Origin of the sequence: Planococcus chinensis (assembly GCF_020071995.1) — a bacterium.
GTDB lineage: Bacteria > Bacillota > Bacilli > Bacillales_A > Planococcaceae > Planococcus > Planococcus chinensis_A.
In genome coordinates this window covers 13359-37049 of record NZ_JABWTK010000010.1, presented here as the reverse complement: position 1 = coordinate 37049, position 23691 = coordinate 13359, and the positions used below count along the sequence as shown (strand labels likewise).

The window sequence follows — 23691 nt, the reverse complement described above, 5'->3', positions numbered from 1 at the left end:
CGGTTCCGGTTCGTTCTTCTTATTTTAGGCAATGAGTCAACTTAATAAATGCTTTAAGTTAATAAAAATATTGTCAGTAAAAACGCATTGGAGGGTCTCTTTCCTTTCTTGCAATCTTTATGTTAGAATATCTCATGTTTACTTAGGAAAGGAGCAACTACATGACAGAGTGGTGGAAAAAGTCGACAGTCTATCAGATTTATCCTAGAAGTTTTAAGGATTCAAATGGCGATGGCATCGGTGATTTAAGAGGAATTATTCAAAAATTGGATTATATCGAAGACCTTGGTGTTGATGTTATTTGGCTGTCACCGATTTATGATTCTCCCAATGATGACAACGGTTACGATATTCGGGATTATCAAAAAATCATGGATGATTTTGGAACCATGGAGGATTTCGAGGAATTGATTGAGCAAATGCATAGAAGAGGACTCAAACTGATGATGGATTTAGTCGTCAATCATACTTCGGATGAGCATGAATGGTTCAGCAGCAAACCGGAATATTATATATGGTGCGATAAGCCGAATAATTGGCGTTCGTTTTTCAGCGGCTCTGCCTGGAAATTCGATCTGCAACGGGACCAATACTTCCTTCATCTTTTTTCAAAGAAACAGCCCGATTTGAATTGGGAGAATCCGGAGATGCGTGAAGCGGTTTATGCGATGATGCGCTGGTGGCTGGATAAAGGTGTAGACGGTTTCAGGATGGACGTCATCAATTTGATTTCCAAGGATCAGGATTTCCCGGACGGACCAGATGGCGATGGCGGAGCATTTTATATGAACGGCCCGAAAGTACATGATTACCTACAGGAAATGAACAGGGAAGTATTATCAAGATACGACATTGTGACGGTTGGCGAAATGCCAGGAGCAACAATTTCGGATGCTATCAAATATACCGATAAAGAGCGCAAAGAAGTGAATATGATTTTCACGTTCGAGCATATGGGACTTGATCAGGCGAGCGGAGAAAAATGGGATCTGAAGCCACTTCAGCTAACAGATTTGAAATTCAACCTCGAGCACTGGCAGCATGCCTTGCATGATTCAGGATGGAACAGCCTCTACTGGAATAATCATGACCAGCCAAGAATCGTGTCGCGGTTCGGCAACGATGGTGAATACCGCATCGAGTCAGCAAAAATGCTGGCAGCCTGCCTTCATTTCATGCAAGGTACGCCTTATATTTATCAGGGCGAAGAAATCGGCATGACAAATGTCCGTTTTGATTCTATCGAAGAGTATAAGGATATCGAAACTCTGAATATGTATAAGGAAAAAAGAAGTCTTGGCGTACCGCACGAAAAGATCATGCACTCGATATATGCCAAAAGCCGGGACAATGCCCGCACACCGATGCAATGGGATGCGGAAGCACATGGCGGTTTTACAACCGGCATTCCCTGGATCGCTTCGAACCCGAATTATTCCACCATCAATACTTTGGATAAAGACGACAGCCAATCGATTTATCAGTTCTATAAAAAATTGATTCAATTGCGTAAATCGATGGAAATCATCACACATGGCAAGTTTACTTTGCTTCACCGTGAGGATGAAAATATTTTTGCCTATACCCGTGAAATTTCTGGAGAGAAATTAACAGTCTACTGTAATTTTTCAGAGCAGCAGCTCGAGTTCCCGATGCCGCAGGGAGAGCTTTTAATCCATAATTACGAAAAGCTTGAAAGCACCGGAAAGTTAATTTTACGTCCTTATGAAACGGTTGTGCTCCATAAAAAAATCTAGAAATTGAAATTTTTAAGTTATGATAAGAGGACTTCATATAACAGAAGGGGGAACACGATGATTAACGTAATGGGTGTAGATATAGGGGGAACGAAAATTCGCCTGGGCATAATTGATTCCGCCGGCACGATTCTGTATGACGAAAAAATACCGACTCAATTTCCGCTGTATCCCTATCTTGAGGAAAATGTCCTTCGTATTCTAGAGGATTATCCTGAAGTTGCAGCTGTAGGGATCGGCACACATGGTTTTGTCGATCCGAAAGAAGGGCGCATCATCTTTTCCACAGATGCCTTGCCTGGCTGGAGCGGTACGAAAGTGAAAGAACAATTGGAAACGGCCACCGGCATACAGGTGGAAGTTGAAAATGACGCCAATTGTGCTGCACTGGCAGAAGCGAAATTCGGAGCAGCGAAAGGGCTGGATCGTATTGTATGCCTGACACTCGGCACAGGGCTAGGCGGAGGCATCATCTGGGACGGTAAATTACTGAGCGGTGGTCCGCACGGCGGCGCAGCTGAACTTGGTCATATTACATTATATCCAGGTGGCGCGGATTGTGCATGCGGACGCAAAGGTTGTTATGAACAATATGTTTCGGGTACAGGAATTCAGCGCCGTATCCGTGAAGCCGGGCTGGAAATGACACCGCTCGAAGTGTTTCAAAAGGCAGCAACAGACGTACGTTCACGAGAACTAGTAGAAGCGTTCACTTATGATTTATCTATCATCATCAGTTCGATGCAAGCGGCCTTTGATCTGGATTCGGTTGTCATCGGAGGCGGCGTGTCAGAGTCAGCTGAATACTGGTGGGCGCAATTGCAGAAGCAACTCGAACCATTGCTGCTCAATCCCTTGGATATTCAAGTAGCGAAATTCGGTAACGATGCTGGAGTATTAGGCGCTGCATTACTTGTACTAGAAGAAAAGTAGAATTGTGGCGTAGTTATTAAGGGACTAATTGATTAAGGTATACAACAGTAAAGCGATAGCAGTGAAGAACTTCGACTTGACTATCGAAGTTGAGGAATCCGGCGTCTTCGTCGGTCCAACTAGATGGGGAAGTTTAACTTACTTTAAATGATTAGCTATTGGAAAACATCTTATAATGCTCTTTTAATGCACTTTTCTAAAAAGTAAAAATATTTTTTATTTATATTGTGCAAACGTTTTCATTGTGATACGATACAAATAGTTGAAAGATGGTAAGCTTTCTTAGAAAGTTTCCATTTTTTATTTTCTTCATTGTGCAAACGATTGCGCAAAACTCAAAGGGGGATTATACACATGAAAGAATTCAAGTACAAAAAAGGATTGTTAGCTTCGTTACTGGTTACAACAAGTCTACTTGCCGCTTGTGGAAATAGTGGGGAAGAAGGTTCAGTGGCTGAGGGAGATAAAACTACAGTTGACGTATTTCAGTTCAAAGTGGAATTTAAAAATCAATTCGAAGATGTAGTTGCATTGTATGAAGAAGAAAACCCGGATATAAATATTGAGATTACCACAGTAGGAGGAGGAGAAGATTACGGAGCTGCACTCCGTTCGAAATTCGCTTCAGGCAACGAGCCTGCGATTTTTAATATTGGTGGACCTCAAGATGTCGCTGACTGGAAAGATAGTCTCGCGCCTTTGTCTGACACAGCCGCAGCAGAAGCAGCATTAGATGGGACATTAGAGGGGGTAACAGTGGATTCAGAAATTCTCGGATTGCCATATAACCAGGAAGGGTACGGCTTCATTTATAACACACGCCTATTTGAAGAAGCGGGAATTGATCCTACTTCAATCACAGACTTTGCAAGTCTTGAAGAAGCTGTGAAAACACTCGATTCGAAAAAAGAAGAACTTGAAATCGAGTCGGTATTCGCATTGCCAGCCAAAGAAACTTGGGTAACAGGTTTGCATTTATCAAATACATTCATCGCACCTGAATTTAACAATAATGTATTGGATGCATTTGATTCACCAACAATCGATTTCACTTATTCTGAGGCCTTCAAGAAAATTTTGGATTTGCAAAATGAATATTCTAAACAGCCGACAGTCAGTCTTGACTACTCACAGCAAGTTGAAGAATTATTTTCATTGGAGCGAGTTGCGATCATTCAACAAGGAAATTGGGCTTACGGCTCGATTGAAGGCATTGACCCAGAATTTGCCGCAAATGGCATCGACATGATGCCAATTCCCGTTGAAGGCTATGAAGAAGGCGGTCTTCCTGTAGGTGTTCCGATGTACTGGGCAGTAAACTCGAATCTTGACGAAGAAGTTGTACAGGCTTCAAAAGATTTTCTTGATTGGATATATACTTCTGATGCAGGCAAAACAGCAGTAGTAGAAGATTTTAAATTCATCCCAGCATATGAAGGTTACGATGCGTCAAAAATTTCAGATCCATTATCAAAAGCAGTATACAATGCATCTGAAGCAGGCGAAACAATCGGATGGGTCTTCATGGGCTATCCAACTGGATGGGGAGAAGATGAACTTGGCGCTGGCATCCAAAAATATTTGAGTGATGAAGCAACGTGGGAAGAAGTTGTCGAGTCAGCCAAAACAGCTTGGGAATCAAGCAGACAATAAAAAATGAAATAATTAAGCTGGAGACAAGAACAAAGCAGCCTCTGAGGTGCTTTGTTTTGTCTTTATGCTTCTAATGCAGAAAGGAAGGGCTTAGCTTATGCGTACAAAAGATTTTGCTTATTGGTTGTTCCTTGCGCCGGTTTTAATTGCTTTGACACTCGTTGTAATTGTACCGATGCTGCTCGGTGTCTTTTATTCCTTTACTAGCTGGAACGGTATCTCTACAGGCGACTTTGTCGGTTTTCAGAACTATATAGATCTTTTTAAAGATCAACGATTCTTGGATTCTTTATGGTTTACCACAAAGTTCTCGATTGTTTCCGTCATCCTCATTAATTTTATCGGATTATCTCTTGCGTTAATTGTCACTTCCCGTATAAAAACCAGCAATATTCTACGGACAACATTTTTCATGCCAAACTTGATTGGCGGTTTAATCCTCGGTTTTATCTGGCAATTCATCTTCATCAAAGTATTTGCGAGTGTCGGAGAAATGGTTGGCATAGAGAGCCTTCAGGTTTGGCTGTCCACAACAGAAACCGGGTTCTGGGGTTTGGTCATTTTAATGAGCTGGCAGATGGCGGGCTATATCATGGTAATCTACATAGCTTATTTACAAGGTTTGCCAAATGAACTGCTGGAAGCTTCTGAAATTGATGGAGCATCATCTTTCCAGCGATTTCGTTATATCGTTTTTCCGTTAGTCGCACCGGCATTTACCGTTAGCATGTTTCTGACCTTGTCGAATACATTCAAACTATACGACCAAAACTTGTCTTTGACAGGCGGCGGACCCTATAATTCGACAGAAATGGTAGCCATGGAAATTTTCAATACAGCATTCGTGCAGAATACATTTGCATATGCGCAGGCAAAAGCAATCATATTCTTTGTAATAGTTGCAATTGTCGCATTGTTTCAGGTTTATTGGAATAAACGCCGGGAGGTTGAAATGTAATGAGAAAAAAGAAGAATTGGAAATTGGAGATTCTCGGAATTCTTCTCGGCATTTTGTGGCTATTGCCTTTTTACCTAATGTTCGTCAACTCGTTCAAAACAAAAAAAGAGATATTCACGGATGTGACAAGTCCTCCGGAGCAATGGAGTTTTGATAATTACATCACCGCATTCCATGAACTCGATTTTTTGCAGACCCTATTCAATTCATTGCTAATCACCGTCACAAGCGTCCTGTTGATCATCATCTTTTCTGCGATGGCGGCATATGCGTTGTCCCGAGCGAAAAGTCGGATCAGCACCATCCTGTTCTTTGTATTTGTAGCGGCAATGCTGATTCCTTTTCAATCGGTCATGATTCCGCTCGTAACGGTTTTTGGCCAGTTTGAGATGCTGAATCGGGGCGGCCTGATTTTTATGTATCTCGGGTTTGGAGCAAGTCTTTCGATTTTCCTTTATCATGGCGCCTTAAATAATATTTCGAAATCATTGGATGAAGCAGCGCGCATTGATGGGGCAAATCGGTGGCAGATTTTTTGGCATATTATTTTTCCTATGCTGAAACCGATAACCGTAACGGTAGCAATCCTGAACATCATCTGGATATGGAATGATTACTTGCTGCCCTCTTTGGTTATCAATCAAACTGGAAGCGAAACCATTCCATTGAAAATGTTTTTCTTCTTTGGAGAATATACAAAACAATGGCATCTGGCACTTGCTGGACTGACACTAGCCATAATACCGATCATCATCTTTTATTTCTTCGCACAGCGTGCGATTCTTAAAGGTGTATCGGATGGTGCTATTAAGTAAAGGGGGATTCCAATGGCCATCACGATTAAAGATGTGGCGAAAGCGGCGGCGGTGTCACCGGCAACTGTGTCTCGTGTTATAGCGGATAACCCGCGAATCAGTGCTGACACAAAAAAGAAAGTACGCGAAACGATGAAGCATATGGGGTATTATCCAAATTTCCAGGCACGTAACCTGGTTATTCAGAAATCCCAGACAATCGGTGTCATCATGGCAGAGTCAGCAATGCTGGCTTTTCAGAATCCGTTCTTTCCGGAAGTCCTTAGGGGAATTTCCAGCCGGGCTCATGAAAGTCAGTTTGGTCTGTATTTATCAACGGGTGCCACTACCGAAGAGATCCATGAAGAAGTTATTTCAATGACCCAGGGAAAAAGGGTTGACGGTATTATACTTTTATATTCCAGAAGTGGCGACAAAATCATGGAATATTTATACAATAGCAATATTCCATTCTCAGTCGTCGGCCGTCCGGATGTACATACTGGATTGATATCATATGTTGATAATGATAATGTCGGTATTGTCGAAGAAGTTGTCAATTACTTGGTCAGCCTCGGTCATCAGCGTATCGCATATATAGGTGGCGAATTGAAATATGTGGCTTCAATGGACCGGTTGAAAGGGTATAAAAAAGCACTTGAGAAAGCTGCTATTGGTTATGATCTGGATTTAATCGTCAATCAGTCGATTAATGCAGGGGTGGAAGGGAAGTCAGTTAGACGACTGATGCAGCTGGACAAGCCTCCTACAGCAATCGTCACATATGACGATCTGATTGCCTATGAACTGATTAGTTATTTGCAGGATATGAAAATCGATGTTCCCGGCGATGTTTCTGTATTGAGTTTCAATAATCACTCGCTGTCGGCACATCTGAAACCGCCGTTAAGTACGGTTGATATTTCTATTTATGAGCTAGGTCTTCATGCAGCTGAATTAGTACTCGAAAAAATTAAAGACAAGGAGGCACCGATTAGAGAAATCACGGTTCCTGCAAGGCTGATTGAACGTGGTTCATGCCGGAGTCTTTGAAAGGGAAATGATTATGAATAAAAAATGGTGGAAAGAAGCAGTTGCTTATCAGGTTTATCTAAGAAGCTTTATGGATTCGAATGGCGATGGAATTGGAGACATAAACGGTTTAACGGCCAAACTTGATTATTTGAAGGAATTAGGGATCGACGTTATCTGGATCTGCCCAATGTACAAATCACCGAATGACGATAATGGATATGATATCAGTGATTACCAGGACATCATGGATGAGCTCGGAACCATGGAAGATTTTAACCGTCTACTGGATGAAGTCCACGCTCGCGGCATGAAATTAATCATCGATTTGGTCATCAATCATACGAGTGATGAGCACCCTTGGTTTGTCGAATCCAGGTCATCACTCGATAATCCGAAACGCGACTGGTATGTCTGGCGGGATAAACCGACAAATTGGGAAAGTATATTTGGTGGGCCGGCATGGGAATACGATGTAAAGACTGATCAATATTATTTGCATATCTTTTCGAAAAAACAGCCGGATCTGAACTGGGAAAATCCGGAGGTCCGAAAGGCTTTATACAGTATGGTCAATTGGTGGCTCGATAAAGGTGTCGATGGATTTCGTGTGGACGCTATTAGCCATATCAAAAAAGACTTCACTGATCTGCCTTTGGAAGAAGGAAAGCCCTATCTGCCAGCTTGGGAGAAAATGATGAATGTTGACGGGATTCAGCCGCTTCTCGCGGAATTGCGTGATGAGACCTTCGCCAAATACGATATTATGACGGTTGGTGAAGCGAACGGCGTATTGGCTGAAGATATCGAAGAATGGGTCAGTGAAGAGAACGGTAAATTCAATATGGTTTTCCAATTTGAAGACCTTGGTCTTTGGGATGATAAGATAAGAAAAGGAGTCAATGTGCCGGAACTGAAAAGAATTTTGACACGCTGGCAAAAAGGTGTCGAGGGAATTGGTTGGAACGCTTTATTTATTGAAAATCACGATAAACCCCGTGCGGTTTCCACCTGGGGCAATGACAGTATTTATTGGCGTGAAAGCGCAACTTCAATGGCATGCATGTATTTCTTAATGCAAGGCACTCCGTTTATCTATCAAGGGCAGGAAATTGGTATGACAAATGCGCCGTTTGAGAAAATCGAACAATTCGATGATGTTCATACACATAACCTTTATTTCTATAATCTCGCAGAAGGTATGGAGCATGACACGGTTATGACCTTAATCAAAGCGACAAGCCGGGACCATTCACGAACTCCTATGCAATGGGATGACGGTCCGAATGCCGGGTTCTCTGAAAGTCAGCCATGGATTTATATGAATCCTAATTATGGATGGCTGAACGTTGAGGCGCAAAAACAAGATCCACACTCCGTGCTGTCTTTTTACAAACAGATGATTGCGCTGCGTAAAAAAATGGAAGTTCTTATTTACGGTAAATATGAATTAGTTGAACTCGATTTTGAAAGTATTTATGCCTACATACGAGAAGATGAAAATACGAAAGTAATAATCATCTCAAATCTTGGTTCGCAGCGATGCCGCTGGAATGAACCCGGAAATTATGAACTGCTGCTGTCGAATTACGAGTCAATTGACCCGGTAGAAATCCGTCCTTACGAAGCAAGAGTTTATCAAATCATGGATTGAACAAAAAAGGGGTTGTTCCAAAAGGTCATGAAAAATGACTTTTGGGTACAATCTCTTTTTGTATCCAAAAGAAAGAGGTGATGTCCATGCTAAAGGAAGCTTTCCGGGGGATGGTCTCAGTGGGTTGCACCTTTTTCATCCAGCGTTGCTCCTTCGCTGTACTCAGTCACTGATTCCACAAGAACCGCAGTCTTCATGCAGAATTGTCCATTTCTGAAAAATGAAAGTTGGCGCACAACAGCTGCCGACGTTAATACGAATGATCAATGAATAGATCATCGCCGCATAATTGAAGGTTTACGGGGGCCCGAACTGGGCCTTTTTCGTGACCACACCAGAGATCGGATGAATATCGATCCCCGATAAAATCGAGTTGAACCGGTGGAGAGGTTCCAAGTCATATAAAACTTGTATATCAAACAGGCTTTCTTGTCGCATAATAGATAATTTTAGAGGAATTATCCTACTCTTTCAAAATTATATATGGGAGTTTACATATGAGGGATTAACGGTAGCCGCATATACAAAGGGAGAGAAAAAGCTGAATACAGCATTCTTCTCTCTCTTTGTTATTGTTTCCTAAAAAGTATATATATGACCGCTTAGTGTGGAAATGCATTCGTGTATTCCATAGTGCTGTTACTGAAGTAAGCACCATATTGCGGCAAACACATTTTGAATCATTTCAAAATATACACTTATAAACCCGTAATAAATCTTGAGTAGCGTTAGGCGAATCCTTGAACTTTCATCCAAGTGAACAGCTAGCTCTTTGTATTCCTCATTATTCTGGGAGTCTCCGATCGGGTCGGAGTTTAGTTAATGGGGTAGAGGTTTTGAGTTATTCATCTCTTCTAAGAAAGCATACATCACTGCCATATCTAAAAGCGGCTCATAATTCTCGATGCCGGTATTCCAATCATTAAAAGTATAATTTCCAATTATCATGAAAATAGTAAGATTATTTTTTATTTTCACGTAATTATGATAACGTTATTTTCAAAGGAGTTTCATATTTTTAGTTATATATGAAAGTCTTAACCATTTTTGATACTGGGTTTCAGGGGAATGAACTTTAGTATAGTATGTTGAATATTTTAGAAAAGGGGAGGAAAACGATGACGAAAGCTTTGTGGTCAAGATTAATGTTCTTTACAATGCTGATTTTTGTGTTGGTTTTGGCAGCATGTGGCAATGATGATACTTCAAACGAAGAATCAACGGATGACCCGGATGCTGCAACAGAAGAAAGTGCTGACGAGAGCCCTGACACAGCGGAAGGTACTGAAGAGGGCGTTGAGGAAAGTGCAGAGGGAGAAGCAGCAGAGACCGAACCGAAAGTTACGGAGTTTGAACCGGCATTTCCAGAACAAACAAGAGCACCTGCAGTAAAGACTGAAACAGAACTTGATGTGGAAGTTGTTGTTGAGGGGCTTGGCGTTTCTTGGGGTATGGCAGAGTTTGAACCAAACCGCTTGCTTGTTACGCAAAGGGATTCAGCAGAACTTCTTATTGTGAACCTTGAAGATGGCTCTGTTTCCGACCCAATCGCAGGTACACCCAAAGTGAATAGCGAAGATCAAGGTGGGTTGCTTGATGTCACGATTGCTCCTGATTTTGATGAATCAAGATTGGTATTTCTGACGTTTTCCCAAGATGTTGAAGGGGGGACTGTCACTGCTGTCGGTAAAGGTGTTTTATCAGAAGATGAAGCCTCACTTGAAGAATTTGAAGTGATCTTCCAAGCATTGCCAGCATATAAGGGTACCTTGCACTATGGGGGACGTATTATCTTTGATGATGACGGCAACCTGTTCTTAACAACTGGTGAGCGCTCAGATGATCCAATTCGTGAACGTGCACAAGACTTGGATGCTTATTTAGGCAAAGTAATTCACATTACACAAGACGGGAAACCGGTAGAGACGAATCCATTTGTTGAAGATGAAGAAGCACTGGATGGCATTTACAGCTACGGCCACCGTAATATTCAAGGTATAGACTTCCACCCTGAAACAGGAGACTTATGGATTGTTGAATTCGGTCCACAAGCTGGGGATGAACTGAATATTATTGAACCAGGCAATAACTATGGATGGCCGATTGTTTCTTATGGTCTCGAGTACTCTGGTGAATTAATCAATGAGGGCATTTCAGAACACGAGGCGCAAGGTTTTATTGAACCAAGATATTATTGGGATCCGACAAGTGCGCCAAGTGGTAGTTCATTCTATGATAACAACGCAATTCCTGAATGGGAGAACAACTTGTTCATCGGTGGTTTGGTGTCGAGCTATATTGCACGTGTCATTATTGAAGGCGACACCATCGTTGGAGAAGAACGCCTATTGACTGATGAAGGCGAACGTTTCCGTGATATTCTTGTAACGGAGGATGGCGCGCTTATTGCAGCCACTGATGGCGGTAAGATTTATAAGATTACTGCAGCAAATTAAGGCGGCGGTGTTGAAGGTGCAGAAGAAGACAAGAATGTTGAATGATTTCTTATTCGCTAAAAGCATCCAGGCTTATGCCGATTTCATCGACTTAAGGCGCTTGACGATATGAATGAAGCAGGCAATCATGGAAATCCACGATTGCCTGCTTCTTTTTGCTGCCTGTGCAGATTGGAAATATAAAGGGAGTATGATTGAAATGACTCGGTGGACGCACAGCGCTGATGACAGCGAAATGATGAAATAAGAAAAGTGTCTATCATGCAGGAAACCAATGAAGTGTTCAAAATTTTTTTGAAATTGTGGATTTGGTGGTTGCTCCACAATCGCTAAATCAGATTGTCGAATTGCTGATAGGGTAGAATCAGAAAATCAGTGAGTTGCAGAGCGATCTGGATGAATTGAAAAAAGCCGCGGCAAAATCCAAGTAGAAGTTTTAGGGCAAAGACTAGGATTTGAATGTAACTTTTTGTGCAGTTAAGTTACATTCAAAATTTAGATAAAAATAAATGTCTAACAGTTAGTCTATATTTGATTTTTTTGTGTTCCCTGACTTCTTGTTTGTATATAAAACATAAATAGCATTTAGAATGAACAATACTATTGCGGATATTAAAAACCCAAGTATTCCAGGTATATTAGGCCCCGTTATTAAGAAGAAAATAGTAGCTAAAACAAACGCAGTAAAGCCAGCCATACTCATTTTCCATCGGGAATTATCTAGTCTCGACATACCAACTCTCCCCTTTTCTTATACAAAGAGTAGTTATCTCAAAAATTACTAGTTCTGAATCCTAAAGTGGGACTAGCTTAGGAAGAATATCTTTTTTAAAAAGATAATAATTGTCTTTAGTATAACTGAATTGAAGAATATTTTTTAATAATTCTGAATGTAATTTAAGGCTATTTAAGTTACATTTAAACTTCCGATACCATACGCTACTAGAAAATCCCTTAAAACTGATTTTATAAGAAAAAATGATAGATTCAAATAGCCGTATCATAAGATTTTGAAACTTGCATTTCAAAAGAATCTGGGTTACCTAATAAGAGTTGTCGAAAGAATAAAAGCTTGTAAATCCAATGCTGAAATCATTTGCACTGTTATTAGCTATAATAATTACAGCTTAACAATCGCTGATTATAGGGCGATTCCAGAAACAGGCTTATAATTGGAGAATTACGATATTAAAGGACTGGAATAAAATTGAATAATAGAGCAAATGCCTATCGTAATTGGCATTGTCGCTGTGCTGATCTGAGCCTTGATCGCAGCTATGTCTTCAACTTTGATCAGGTTAGTTATGTGAAAACTAATAGATAGCTAACTATTCGGTGCTTTTAATGATTTTAAGACAGATAATTTTCATAAAGAGTTATATGCTAATACAGAAGTTACCTTTGAAACCATGCTTATGCAGGTGGAAATCTGATATAATTTATTCAATATCAGCTCTTTTATTAAATTGAAATTTGGTGAATCTCATGAAGGAAAAAGAGAGAAGAAGCAGCGATAATTCTGATCTAAAGAAGACCTTATTGCGATACAAAGAAGAAACAAATGAAGACCGTTTGCCGCAGCAGGCTTATATAGTTATTCAAAAAGCGATCCGGAACTTACAGCTTCAGCCTAATGAGGCTTTTTTGGAACGTGAAATTATCGAAATGCTGGAGATGAGCCGGACGCCTGTTCGCGAAGCGTTGATTCGATTGGAGATGGATCGCTGGATTCGATTGATCCCCCGCAAAGGGTTTACCGTCGAACCAATCGTCAAAGAAAATATTGAGCAACTGTGCCAAATCGCTGAAGCACTGGAGGGAGTGGCTGCCGAGTTAGCGACATTGCATATCAGCGAAGAGCAACTCGAAATTCTGGATTCTCTCATTGCGAATCAGGAAAAGTATCTGAAAGAAAATAATTTAAAGGCTTATTTAGATATAGACAATCAATTTCATAATCTGATCGTTGAGTCCTCACGGAATGAACGGCTGAAAAATATAATGGACAGCCATTCGGATCAGTTGTACCGGGCAAGATTGTCTACCATTAATGAGCGAGAGCTTCCTGTCCGGTCCATTAAGGAACATCGGGCAATTGTGGCTGCCATGCGGGCTCAAGACAGCAAAGCGGCTCAACTCTTGATGCATTCCCACAGGCATCGCGGCGGGCAGGAAATTTTGAGAATTATCGAAAACAAACCAAGGAATAAGAAAAACGAATAATGGAAGACGTTTCTTAACAAGAAGCGTCTTTTTTATATGCATTCAAATTAAAAAATTTATTATTGAACTTTTTTAACTAATTTAAAGTAAATAAGCGCTTTATATTGACATTAATAAATTTATTAATTATTCTTAAACTAGATTACGAATTCAAATGGGAGGTTTCAAGATGAAGATTATTGATATCAAAGAAAAAGCCGTACCTATTAAATCGAGTATCAGCAATGCATATATTGATTTTTCAAAAATGAATGTTTCGGTCGTAGCAATCGTCACGGATGTGTTTAAGAATGGGAGACGAGTGGTAGGATACGGTTTTAACTCAAATGGCCGGTATGCGCCAAGCGGACTGCTTCACGAACGGTTTATCCCTCGTCTGTTGGAAGCGGAAACAAATGATATTTTAAATGATGAGGGATCTAATTTTGATCCTCATAAGATTTGGGATATTTTAATGACAGGCGAAAAGCCAGGCGGCCACGGGGAACGGTCGGTTGCGGTCGGAACGCTTGATATGGCAATTTGGGACGCCGTTGCCAAAATAGAAGAGAAGCCGCTTTATCAACTGCTCGCCGACCGTTACGGGGATGGAAAGCCGGATGATAAAGTATTTGTTTATGCAGCAGGCGGCTACTATCAGCCAGGAAAAGACGATAAAATGCTTCAAGATGAAATGAGAGGCTACCTGGATCTGGGGTATTCCGTTGTGAAGATGAAAATCGGAAACGGTTTAGAAGAAGATCTTCGAAGAATCGAAGCCGTCCTGGAAGTGGTGCCATCCGGCCAATCTCTGGCAGTGGATGTAAACGGGCGGTTTGATTTGGAGACAGCGATTCAGTATGCAGAAAAGTTGGAGCCCTATAACTTGTTTTGGTATGAGGAAGTAGGAGATCCGTTGGATTATGAACTTCAAGCGGAGCTTTCCAAGCATTATAAACACCCGATGGCAACAGGGGAAAATCTGTTTTCCATGCAGGATGCCCGAAACCTCATCCGCTACGGGGGAATGCGGCCGGACCGGGATTATCTGCAATTTGACTGTGCATTAAGTTATGGACTGGTGGAGTATATGAGAATACTGGATATGTTGAAAGAACATGGCTGGTCTTCTCGCCGTTGCATTCCGCATGGTGGGCATCAATTGTCTCTGAATATTGCAGCGGGATTGGGGCTAGGCGGGAATGAGTCGTATCCGGGGATTTTTGAACCATTCGGTGGATTTGCCGACGATATTCCGGTTGAAAACGGGTATGTGGGTTTACCGGACGTTCCAGGAATAGGATTTGAAACAAAGGCCCCGTTGATTAAATTGCTTCGCTCGGTGGCTGAATAATACAGGGCACGGAAATGATTTTTTAATGAGATTTAGCTACGGCACTATTTAAGAAACAAGCTTTTGCTAAAAATGATGACATCAGTACAGTGGTTTAACCATTGGTGCTGTGTCATCTTTTTTTGTACACTAATGTCGGAATTGGATAGATTGATCACCATCTTATGAAAAGTTGCGTGGATATATAGTATAGAAGAGGCAAATAAGACGCATATTCGCTTTTAAAGCTGATAAAAAGCTAAAAGAACTTTTTAATCTGCTTATCCTAGCCATCTAATAATTATTATTTTGTTTTTTACTAAATACTGGTAATATATATCTGGCGTGGAATTTATTAAAGATGTTGAACGAAGTTTCTGAAACGCGAGGCAGGAAATAATAGGAATAATAAATTCGTTGTAAAAAAATGATTTTAAAGCAAAGAAAAATCTTTCGATAGAATTATAGTTCATTGCATCGAATTCAAAAGAGCCTGCAGGATAGATACAGGCAAAACCAGATGAAATTTAAGGTATTTCAGGAAGGAGCAGAAAATGAAGAAAAAGATCGGCTGGACACTTGCTTTGACTATGTTTTTGTTAAGCGGAGTGGCATATTATTTCATAACCTTATCCCTTTATGAATCAAATGAAGAACTATTCGGCTTTCCAGTTCCCCAAAATGCTGAGCTCGTAGGAGAAAGCAGCGTTGGGAAGAACTATGAGTGGAAGAGAGCATCGGAAGAATATGGCATACCTTATGGATATGAAGTTGCCCTTAAAAAGAATGGATGGAAAAAAGGTGAAAGAGAAGGGGCTTCCGTCTATTACACAAAAGGGAACCATAAAATAGACTTGATTAGTATGACAGGGACCTTAGATATTCTTAGAGTGTATTAATGAGAAAGACAGAAAAGCAGAAAAACAGATGCAGAATAGATATTCCAAGGAATAGTGTGTCTAAAGTATAGCTAAAATCATATTTCCTTGAAAAAGGCTGGGCCATATATTATCGGAAAGCACTATCGAAACAGCAGCACTGTGTTTTTTACGGAAATTTTTTACCCATAAGGCGAGGGATCAAATGTCGAATCTTAAAAACAATATACCAAAGAAAAAGAACAGAAAAGATGCCTCCACTAGAAAAGTGATACTAAAGAAAATCATGATATACCTGCTAGTCATAATCAGTGTATTGGTGATGGCTGTTCTACTGGTTATCAATCTATCGCCGACTTTTGGCGGTAATCCAAGCAAAGAGCAAAAAGAATCATATGAGGCATTTGATAATTACAAGGATGGAAAATTTGTCAATCTGCCGTCTGAAATACCAGCCGGCAGTATTGAAGTTCCTGCGACACTTGCTACTTCAATGTCCTCGCGAGAAGAAACCAGCCCGTCCGTTCGCTTGCCGGTTTCGGAAATTGATTGGAACGCAATCAACTCGGATGAAGACAGTTTAACTTGGCTTGGCCATTCTGCTTTTATCTTAAACATCGACAAGAAGAAAATTTTGGTGGATCCGATGCTGGGCCCTACTGCATCCCCGGTTTCTTTTATCGGACCGAAACGATACAGTGAGGATTTGCTGGGGATTGTAGAAAAGCTGCCTCCTATTGATGCGGTCTTTATCACGCATGACCATTATGACCATCTGGATTATCAGTCCATAACCCAACTGGAGAGCAAAGTTGCGCATTTCTTTGTTCCGTACGGGGTCAGCAGCCATTTGATCGAATGGGGCATTGCAAAAGAGAAAATTACAGAATTGAATTGGTGGGAGGAAGCGGAGTTCCAAGAGTTGACTGTAGCATTAACGCCCGCCAAGCATTTTTCCGGTAGAAGCCTTTTAAACCAGAATTCGACGCTTTGGGGCGGATGGGTCATTCTCGGAGAACAAACCCGTTTCTATGTCAGTGGAGATGGAGGGTATGATGCGCATTTTAAGGAAATTGGCGATACGTACGGACCTTTTGATATTGCTTTAATAGAGGGGAGCCAATACGATACGCGCTGGCCCGAATCCCATATGCAGCCGGAAGAATCCGTCCAGGCCAGCATCGATGTACAAGGAAAGAAAATGGTGTTGACTCACTGGGGAGCGTTTACGCTAGCGCGACACGGATGGACAGAGCCGATCGAACGGGCAGCGGCAGCAGCCGAAGAAAGAGGAGTAACCCTCACTTCTTCGCCTATGGGTGAAACTGTCCCACTGGATGGAAACCTGTCTTCTCCTTTTTCCACATGGTGGGAGAGTGCAACAGTCAAGTGATAAAAGAATTTAAGATACCGCAATACTAAATAGAAAACGGAGAGGAATGCTAGCTATAGAGCATCCCTCTCCGTTTTTTTGCTTATAGCCAATGTATGGGTTTTAGAATCACTAAGTGGAGAATGACGATTGTGCAATGGCATTTCAACGAATGCTTATTTATTGATCACAATAGAAAGTTTATAGTTTATGTGTTCATTCAGCTTGATTAGGAATTGGTCCAACTCTGCGTTGGTGGGAAATTTACCCTCAAGCAAATAGCAGCTGTCTCCACTGATTTTGTAATTATTGAGCACAAAAGCTTCTTGTGATTTAAGAAAAGACAAATAGAACTACTTCTATGTGTTTCTGGTGAAAATGCTGATGATGGCTTGCACACGAAAATCCATATTTGCTTGAGTAACTTTGAATAGCTCTCGATAGTTCCGCTGTCTTCTACTTTCTTTACACTAGCTGAGGCGGCTGTTCAAGGATCTTTTTTCTGGCAACCGTCACCCTTATACGAAGCAATTAATTTCTCTCTATGATTGAAATGTTCGTTGTCTTTCGTTACAGTAAATTTCGAGTGTAAAGAGATTAGCGAATAGGAGCATTTCTATGAACCACAAATCGTATTTGGCATTAGCATTGCCGCTGACGCTTTCGACAGTTACGACCCCTTTATTGGGAGCCGTGGACACGGCTGTCGTAGGCCAACTGGACAATCCCGCTTACATTGGGGGAGTAGCCATCGGTACGGTAATCTTCAATACCATGTACTGGTTATTCGGATTTTTGCGCATCAGCACTTCGGGCTTTGCTGCCCAGGCTTTTGGAGCAAGGGATGAATTACAGGAAAGACTCTCTTTCATAAGGCCTTTTTTTATTGCTTTGTTGATCGGGCTTATGTTCCTGCTTTTACAAAACCCCATTGAGTATGCAGCGTTAAAATTACTTAACCCGGAATCTGACGTCGAGGCATTGGCTTCAAGTTATTTTGCAATTCGCATATGGGGAGTTCCGGTGACGTTTGTCAATTACGTTATTCTTGGGTGGCTTATGGGCATGTCCCGCATCAAAATAGCAGTGATGATCCAGGTGTTGATGAATTTAGTCAACATATTCCTTGATCTCCTTTTCGTGCAGGGGTTTTCCTGGGGAGTCCCGGGGGTTGCTGCGGCAACATTGATTGCTGAGAGCCTGGCCTTGGTGATTGGAATATATGTAATAGCTAAAAGTACATCAATTACGTTCCAATCCCTATCAATGGCTCATATTCTGGATACTTCGGCATTAAAGAAAATGTTGTTGGTCAATCAGGATTTATTTGTCCGGACAGTCTGTTTATTGCTTGTATTCAACATCTTTACATACAAAAGTGCTTCTTTTGGCACCGAAACCCTTGCTGCGAATGCGGTGCTGATTCAAATCCATTATTTGATGGCGTACTTTTTCGATGGTTTTTCCAATGCTTCCAGCATTCTTTCCGGAAAAGCGGTGGGATCACAAGATTACCCGCTGCATAGAAAGACACTTTCCATTTCAGCACAGTGGGCCGTTTACACGTCCATCTTTCTAACGGTCTTGTACGGACTATTTCATGAAAGAATCATTCAGCTTTTCACGAACAATCAGGAAGTCATTGCAATTGCAATGACTTATAGCGATTGGCTATTATTGTTTCCCATATCAACAAGTATCGGCATCATCTTTTACGGGATTTTTACAGGAGCTACAGAAACTGCACCTGTCCGAAAGTCGATGATTTTTGCCTTTCTTTTCTTCTTGGTAGTTTACTTTGTTTCAGTTCCATTATTAGATAACCACGGGCTTTGGTTGGCTTTTATCGCTTTTAGCGCTGGCCGTTCCATATTTTTATCATTCTACGTTCTGAAGCTGAAAACCAGCTTCGCGGGTTTGAATTAAATTCAGCGAGTTTTCTATCAGAAGAGCAACGGGTGAATTAGCGTCTTTCAACAACTTTCATGAGCACTTAAATTTAAATGCTTTTCTTAAAAAGAGAAATCTAAATCCAAATTCTTTGCGTTAGTACTGATGAAGCACAGCCGACCAACTTCAACAATTCTTATGGAAAATGTAAGTAAGTGAAGTTCGAATCCTTATCAAGAACCGGAAAATTTCAAGGCGGCTCGGGAAAAGAGGAGCAACAAATGGAAAAGAATACAGAGAAAACGAGTGCTGCTAAAGCACCAAAAAAATCAGTGAATGGCAGATTCTATAAAACCGTGTGGAGATGGCATTTTTATGCAGGCATTATTTTCGCGCCGCTTCTCGTGCTGCTAGCCATAACTGGTTCTATTTATTTGTTCAAAGCTGAAATTGAAGAAGTACTATACAAAGATTACTATCAAGTTAGTCCGCAGGATGAAAGAGCTGCCGTTACAGAACAGCTTGATGAAGTGAAACGGCTGTATCCGGATGCGGTGGTGACGAAATACCGGCCCGGTGAAAGCGAAACCCGCTCCAGCGAAGTGACCATCAGTTCGAACGGCGAGTCCATCACTGTATTTATGGATCCCTATACCGGAGAATCCATTGGGGAATTGAACAATGACGACCGGATCATGGATAAGATTGAAGAAATCCACGGGGAATTGATGGCCGGGACACTCGGGGACCGAATTGTTGAACTGGCTGCCTGCTGGGCTATTGTGCTGATGGTGACGGGCTTCTTTTTATGGTTCCCCAAAAAGAAAACCGGCATCGCCGGGACCTTGATCCCTCGATTGCGAAAAGGCAAGAAAATCCTGAGGAGGGATCTCCATGTCGTTCCGGCTTTTTGGGTAACGGGAGGGCTGTTGTTCTTGGTGCTGACCGGGCTGCCTTGGTCTGGTTTGTGGGGAGCCAATTTTCAAGCCCTCACGACGAATACAGGGGAAGGTTATCCGCCATCCGTTTGGATTGGGGATGCACCAACTTCGAATATCCAGACACAGGATATTGCCGAAGTGCCATGGGCTGCCGAAACTTTGGATGTGCCTCTTTCCGCTATACAAGGCCAAATTCCGCTTTCACTGGATAAAGTAGTGGAGGTGGCGGAACAAGAAGGCATTTATCCGAGTTATTCCATCTTTATCCCACAAGAACCAGAAGGTGTTTATACGCTTTCCGTCTTCCCGCCAAAAGCGCAGGATGAAGCGACCATCCATATTGACCAGTATTCAGGGGCTGTCTTGGCAGATTACCGTTACGAAAACTATGGCGTCATTGGGAAAATTGTGGCATGGGGCATCACGCTCCATAAAGGTTCTCAATTCGGACTTGCCAATCAATTGATCAGCTTGTTCATCTGCTTAAGCGTTGTTTTTGTAGCCATCAGCGGCATATATTTATGGTGGAAACGTAAACCCCAGAACGGAATAGGGGCGCCAGCAGCACCAGCCCTTTTCAACACGAAAGCTTTTCTGTTCCTTATGATTGGATTGGGGATTTTATTCCCATTGGTCGGTCTGTCCTTACTCGCCGTCTGGCTGATTGATTGGCTCTTAATCCAACGCATTCCTTCTGTAAAAAAATGGCTGAATGCTTAATGCAAAAAGGAGGAGACCGCAATGAGAAAATCAGGAATGCTGGCATTGTTGCTTCTATGTATGCTTATTCTAGGCGCATGTTCCCTTAACAGCGATGCAGCTAGCCTGTACAAGCAAGAAAGCCCGCTTCAAGTAAAAATGAACGTGCCGGAGGATCTTTCGGTGAATGAAGAAGTCGTACTTGAAGTTTCATTAAGCCAAAATGGAGCGCCGGTGGATAGCGCAGACTTTGTCCATTTCGAAGTCCAGAAACAGGATGGTTCAATCCGCTTTCCAATGGAGGAAGCGGAAAATACCGAGAACGGCGTATATCAAATGCAATTTGAATTTGAAAGCGAAGGCCTCTACTACTTCGAAGTGCATGCCGGGAATAAGGGATCTGTTGTAAGCCCTCAGCAGCAATTCATCGTCGGCGAGCTCTCGGACAGCGAATTGGAAAGTCTGAAGCAAGGATCCAAGCCAGAACAAGGCTCATCTGGGCATCATCATTAAATTAAATTTTATAAAAAATAAACTTCCGGAGTCATTATTAAGACTTCGGAAGTTCGAGGCTGCCGATATTTTATCGGCAGCCTATTTTTTTCAATTAGGCGAAAGATTTTAAACTTCTATTAATTCTTCAACCAAGATGGCTGGTTTAATAGTTCGCTCACACACCAAGATTTCCCGCAGAAACAATCCTTTTTTCGCGATGCAGCGGTCGGTTACCGTGAATCCGGCTTCTTCTATCATGTGATCGATGGACTCAATGGTCACGACAAGCAGTTTTTCGGCGAAGGGCAAGGCATGGCTAAGGATTTCCTGTTGTTCGTCTGGTGTGGCGTGCGTATAAAGGTTATAAGGCATATCGATGATGGCGACGTCATATTGCTGGCGGATGTCGGCAATCGGCCCTAAGTCAACACTGCCCGTCAAACCGAAATGCGCAATGTTTTCACGTGAACCATCCACGACAAGCGGATTGATGTCCCGGCCGACAATATCGATTCCCATCGATAAAGCTTCGACCAGCACAGTTCCAATGCCGCAGCACGGATCGATTGCTTTGACTCCCGCGGGTTCCGGAACGGCAATGTTGGCGATCGCACGCGCCACTTTTGTGCTCAAAGCCGTAGAATATTCACGCGGTTTTTGCTGGTGCTTGAACCAGACCGACTCACTTTGCAGGTATGTGCCGAAATACCAGCGGCCGCCAAACGGCATGAGTCCGAATGCGACATCCGGGTTATGGACGTCTGCTTTTCCGGTGATGACAAAGCCGATTTGGCGTTCAATATCACGTTTTTCCGCATAATCCACGTTATTTTCGAGTGTCAACCCGTTGATTTTCGGGAAAATCACTTTAAACGTGGCACTGCCCATATTCACTTGGGCAGCCCGCTCCAGAATATCCGATAATTCTGCGCCATCAAACAGCACTTCGATGCGCTCTTTGATGAATGGGCTTCTGCTCGGGTCTATACCGCGCGTGCTTTTAACGACTTTCTCTTCAGAATCCGCTCCAAAAAATGAGCGCATTTCCAAGAAGCATAGGTCTTTCTCGTCTTGATGATAGGCGTATGTATAAAGGAATTCACCTGTTGGTGTTAGTTTTTTCAAATCATCCCGTCCTTCTTTGCGCCGTTTTCAGGCTGCATGAAACAAGTATACCAACAACGGCAGAAAAAGAAGGCATAAGAACATCGAAAAAGACACGGATTCGAAAACGTATTCAATTGAGTAGTGTTTCTATGTATTAAAAAGCGCCATTATTAGTTTACAAGTGATCCTTCTTGTCACAGAATTCCGAAAAAATCAGTGGAGAATAATACAATAAGCAAAACTAAGATGAAAGCGGATTGGTAGATTGTAGAGAGATAGGCATTTGGATTTTCCGCATATTTTCGTTCCATGACGGCTCTTATGATTTCAGAAGTGAACACCAACACAAATAGCAAAACCCAGGGCTGCAGGAACAAATAGGGTTCCTGGCCGATTCTTCCCGCATTAACAAAAGCTCCGATTACCATCAAGACAATGAAGAAAATCCTTAGAGTCCAATCAATTTTTTTATGTCGGTCATTTACATGGTTATGGGAAAAAGCTTTTGGCTTCTCAACTTTTAACCATCTTCGTATGATGGCATTAAATAACGTGGTCAGTCCGATAAAAACAGTGAGCACGAGAATTAACCTTAGCCAAAAAGAAGGTTCAACTGCATACATGAAATCTTCTCCTTTCTTTGTTTTGTTTGTTCTATTACTATACCAATTAATTTCCAATAAAGTTTCGTTTTTTTAAGAGGCTTTATCAGGATTATTTAATGGTCAAGATAAATAATATCCAGCAGTTGGTGTAAATGCATGGAGATACATTATGAATATGAGTTCTGCTGTTTGTAAGTTAAGAGAGATTAAAAGTGTTTGCGGGGGCCTAAATTTTTTTGATTTTCTAGGAGCAATAATATTTTATTCGTTTCCTTGCGCTTCGTTAATTTTTTTTATTAATGCATCTAAGGCAAAGCCATAAAGTAGTGCTAAAAGAAAATGGAGAAGCAGAAGAAAGGGGAGTGTATCCATAATATGCGGCAATAGTGAACGAATAAAACTGAATACAGGATCTAATCCCATCCAAACAAGAGGCTTTGCCGGCTGCACAAACAACTCAAACAAAATCAGCATAAAACTAAAGAAAGGCAGCCAAAACGAAAATTTGAAAAATAGTTTCATATTCAACCTCCTTCTGACGGATGTAAAATGAAAAATCAGTTTGATTTTGTCTGCTGTATCTGCTTCAAGTACTGTTAATAAGTACTTTATTATAGCATTTGGATTTCGAGAAAAACGAAGTATTTCTAAGTGAAGACTTTTTTACAAATCATGTGTAATACATGAACTTAATGCAGAAAATAAAATCTTACAAAATACTAATTAGGTTCGAAAGCAAGTCGGAAAGTTTATGAAATTTTGTTTTAGGAAGGTTTCCTTTTTGTATAAAATACATAGTTTCATAGAGTTCTATAATCTTGCCTGAATAAACGTTAACAAGATTTTTGCCCAACAGCTAAAGAGGAATTCGATTCTTTCAAGACGAATGTATGATATTGAAAGTCTGTAAAATTCAAAAGAATTGGATTGAT

At 41.5% G+C, this 23691-nt stretch carries 19 protein-coding genes and 1 pseudogene; 16 read left to right on the top strand and 4 right to left on the bottom strand.

Going from position 1 to position 23691, the window contains the following annotated elements:
- The first annotated feature begins 161 nt into the window (after nt 1–161).
- The 13 genes from HU147_RS15355 (at nt 162) to HU147_RS15300 (ending at nt 17043) form a co-directional block, all read left to right on the top strand.
- Nucleotides 162–1757: a glycoside hydrolase family 13 protein gene (locus HU147_RS15355; protein ID WP_224077044.1), complete on the top strand. Its 1596-nt coding sequence runs from the start codon at nt 162–164 to the stop codon at nt 1755–1757.
- A 57-nt stretch (nt 1758–1814) separates the two neighbouring features.
- Nucleotides 1815–2690, top strand: coding sequence for an ROK family protein (locus tag HU147_RS15350; RefSeq protein ID WP_224077043.1), 876 nt, complete (start codon nt 1815–1817; stop codon nt 2688–2690).
- 354 nt (nt 2691–3044) lie between these two features.
- Nucleotides 3045–4343, top strand: coding sequence for an ABC transporter substrate-binding protein (locus HU147_RS15345; protein ID WP_224077042.1), 1299 nt, complete (start codon nt 3045–3047; stop codon nt 4341–4343).
- Between the two features lie 97 nt (nt 4344–4440).
- Nucleotides 4441–5301 carry a carbohydrate ABC transporter permease gene (locus tag HU147_RS15340; protein WP_224077041.1) on the top strand — a complete coding sequence of 287 codons (861 nt, stop codon included), beginning with the start codon at nt 4441–4443 and terminating at the stop codon, nt 5299–5301.
- Nucleotides 5301–6116: a carbohydrate ABC transporter permease gene (locus HU147_RS15335; RefSeq protein WP_224077040.1), complete on the top strand. Its 816-nt coding sequence runs from the start codon at nt 5301–5303 to the stop codon at nt 6114–6116. The genes HU147_RS15340 and HU147_RS15335 overlap by 1 nt, the downstream gene beginning before the upstream one ends.
- 12 nt (nt 6117–6128) lie before the next feature.
- Complete coding sequence (locus HU147_RS15330) at nt 6129–7148, top strand: LacI family DNA-binding transcriptional regulator (RefSeq protein WP_224077039.1); 1020 nt, start codon at nt 6129–6131, stop codon at nt 7146–7148.
- A 13-nt stretch (nt 7149–7161) separates the two neighbouring features.
- A complete protein-coding gene (locus HU147_RS15325; RefSeq protein ID WP_224077038.1) occupies nt 7162–8781 on the top strand; it encodes a glycoside hydrolase family 13 protein in 1620 nt (539 codons plus the stop codon).
- Between the two features lie 1118 nt (nt 8782–9899).
- Nucleotides 9900–11237, top strand: a complete 1338-nt coding sequence (locus HU147_RS15320) for a PQQ-dependent sugar dehydrogenase (RefSeq protein WP_176294999.1) — start codon at nt 9900–9902, stop codon at nt 11235–11237.
- Nucleotides 11238–11349: 112 nt separating this feature from the next.
- Nucleotides 11350–11484 carry a hypothetical protein gene (locus HU147_RS19435; RefSeq protein ID WP_263427882.1) on the top strand — a complete coding sequence of 45 codons (135 nt, stop codon included), beginning with the start codon at nt 11350–11352 and terminating at the stop codon, nt 11482–11484.
- Nucleotides 11485–12776: 1292 nt separating this feature from the next.
- Nucleotides 12777–13460, top strand: a complete 684-nt coding sequence (locus tag HU147_RS15315) for a GntR family transcriptional regulator (protein ID WP_224077037.1) — start codon at nt 12777–12779, stop codon at nt 13458–13460.
- 169 nt (nt 13461–13629) lie between these two features.
- The gene (locus HU147_RS15310) at nt 13630–14793 is read left to right on the top strand and encodes a mandelate racemase/muconate lactonizing enzyme family protein (protein ID WP_053167348.1); all 1164 of its coding nucleotides are present in this window, start codon (nt 13630–13632) and stop codon (nt 14791–14793) included.
- Between the two features lie 533 nt (nt 14794–15326).
- A complete protein-coding gene (locus HU147_RS15305) occupies nt 15327–15671 on the top strand; it encodes a hypothetical protein (protein ID WP_176294998.1) in 345 nt (114 codons plus the stop codon).
- Between the two features lie 265 nt (nt 15672–15936).
- Nucleotides 15937–17043: an MBL fold metallo-hydrolase gene (locus HU147_RS15300; RefSeq protein ID WP_224077036.1), complete on the top strand. Its 1107-nt coding sequence runs from the start codon at nt 15937–15939 to the stop codon at nt 17041–17043.
- Nucleotides 17044–17198: 155 nt separating this feature from the next.
- On the opposite strand, the pseudogene HU147_RS19605 reads toward HU147_RS15300, so the two are convergent.
- A pseudogene (locus HU147_RS19605) lies at nt 17199–17372 on the bottom strand (Lrp/AsnC ligand binding domain-containing protein); the annotation flags it as partial.
- Between the two features lie 268 nt (nt 17373–17640).
- Here HU147_RS19605 and HU147_RS15290 point away from each other — a divergent pair.
- The 3 genes from HU147_RS15290 to HU147_RS15280 all read left to right on the top strand — a co-directional run bounded on the left by HU147_RS15290 (nt 17641) and on the right by HU147_RS15280 (nt 21065).
- Nucleotides 17641–18948 (top strand): MATE family efflux transporter, encoded by a 1308-nt coding sequence (locus HU147_RS15290; RefSeq protein WP_224077035.1) that lies wholly within the window; start codon nt 17641–17643, stop codon nt 18946–18948.
- 245 nt (nt 18949–19193) lie between these two features.
- Nucleotides 19194–20573, top strand: a complete 1380-nt coding sequence (locus HU147_RS15285; protein WP_224077034.1) for a PepSY-associated TM helix domain-containing protein — start codon at nt 19194–19196, stop codon at nt 20571–20573.
- Nucleotides 20574–20594: 21 nt separating this feature from the next.
- Entirely contained in the window at nt 20595–21065 is a 471-nt protein-coding gene (locus HU147_RS15280; protein WP_224077033.1) for a FixH family protein, read from the top strand.
- A 108-nt stretch (nt 21066–21173) separates the two neighbouring features.
- On the opposite strand, the gene HU147_RS15275 is transcribed toward HU147_RS15280, so the two are convergent.
- The 3 genes from HU147_RS15275 to HU147_RS15265 all read right to left on the bottom strand — a co-directional run bounded on the left by HU147_RS15275 (nt 21174) and on the right by HU147_RS15265 (nt 23281).
- Complete coding sequence (locus HU147_RS15275) at nt 21174–22172, bottom strand: TRM11 family SAM-dependent methyltransferase (protein WP_224077032.1); 999 nt, start codon at nt 22170–22172, stop codon at nt 21174–21176.
- Between the two features lie 176 nt (nt 22173–22348).
- The gene (locus HU147_RS15270; RefSeq protein WP_224077031.1) at nt 22349–22834 is read right to left on the bottom strand and encodes a DUF4181 domain-containing protein; all 486 of its coding nucleotides are present in this window, start codon (nt 22832–22834) and stop codon (nt 22349–22351) included.
- Nucleotides 22835–23020: 186 nt separating this feature from the next.
- A complete protein-coding gene (locus HU147_RS15265) occupies nt 23021–23281 on the bottom strand; it encodes a hypothetical protein (RefSeq protein WP_224077030.1) in 261 nt (86 codons plus the stop codon).
- Nucleotides 23282–23691: the final 410 nt, after the last annotated feature.

Excerpts from the sequence above, each read along its gene's own strand:
- HU147_RS15325 (WP_224077038.1), top strand. The coding sequence starts at position 7,162 with ATGAATAAAAAATGGTGGAAAGAAGCAGTTGCTTATCAGGTTTATCTA.
- HU147_RS15310 (WP_053167348.1), top strand. The coding sequence starts at position 13,630 with ATGAAGATTATTGATATCAAAGAAAAAGCCGTACCTATTAAATCGAGT.
- HU147_RS15300 (WP_224077036.1), top strand. The coding sequence starts at position 15,937 with ATGATATACCTGCTAGTCATAATCAGTGTATTGGTGATGGCTGTTCTA.
- HU147_RS19435 (WP_263427882.1), top strand. The coding sequence starts at position 11,350 with ATGAAGCAGGCAATCATGGAAATCCACGATTGCCTGCTTCTTTTTGCT.
- HU147_RS15335 (WP_224077040.1), top strand. The coding sequence starts at position 5,301 with ATGAGAAAAAAGAAGAATTGGAAATTGGAGATTCTCGGAATTCTTCTC.
- HU147_RS15280 (WP_224077033.1), top strand. The coding sequence starts at position 20,595 with ATGAGAAAATCAGGAATGCTGGCATTGTTGCTTCTATGTATGCTTATT.
- HU147_RS15350 (WP_224077043.1), top strand. The coding sequence starts at position 1,815 with ATGATTAACGTAATGGGTGTAGATATAGGGGGAACGAAAATTCGCCTG.
- HU147_RS15305 (WP_176294998.1), top strand. The coding sequence starts at position 15,327 with ATGAAGAAAAAGATCGGCTGGACACTTGCTTTGACTATGTTTTTGTTA.
- HU147_RS15320 (WP_176294999.1), top strand. The coding sequence starts at position 9,900 with ATGACGAAAGCTTTGTGGTCAAGATTAATGTTCTTTACAATGCTGATT.
- HU147_RS15340 (WP_224077041.1), top strand. The coding sequence starts at position 4,441 with ATGCGTACAAAAGATTTTGCTTATTGGTTGTTCCTTGCGCCGGTTTTA.
- HU147_RS15285 (WP_224077034.1), top strand. The coding sequence starts at position 19,194 with ATGGAAAAGAATACAGAGAAAACGAGTGCTGCTAAAGCACCAAAAAAA.
- HU147_RS15265 (WP_224077030.1), bottom strand. The coding sequence starts at position 23,281 with ATGAAACTATTTTTCAAATTTTCGTTTTGGCTGCCTTTCTTTAGTTTT.
- HU147_RS15345 (WP_224077042.1), top strand. The coding sequence starts at position 3,045 with ATGAAAGAATTCAAGTACAAAAAAGGATTGTTAGCTTCGTTACTGGTT.
- HU147_RS15330 (WP_224077039.1), top strand. The coding sequence starts at position 6,129 with ATGGCCATCACGATTAAAGATGTGGCGAAAGCGGCGGCGGTGTCACCG.
- HU147_RS15355 (WP_224077044.1), top strand. The coding sequence starts at position 162 with ATGACAGAGTGGTGGAAAAAGTCGACAGTCTATCAGATTTATCCTAGA.
- HU147_RS15290 (WP_224077035.1), top strand. The coding sequence starts at position 17,641 with ATGAACCACAAATCGTATTTGGCATTAGCATTGCCGCTGACGCTTTCG.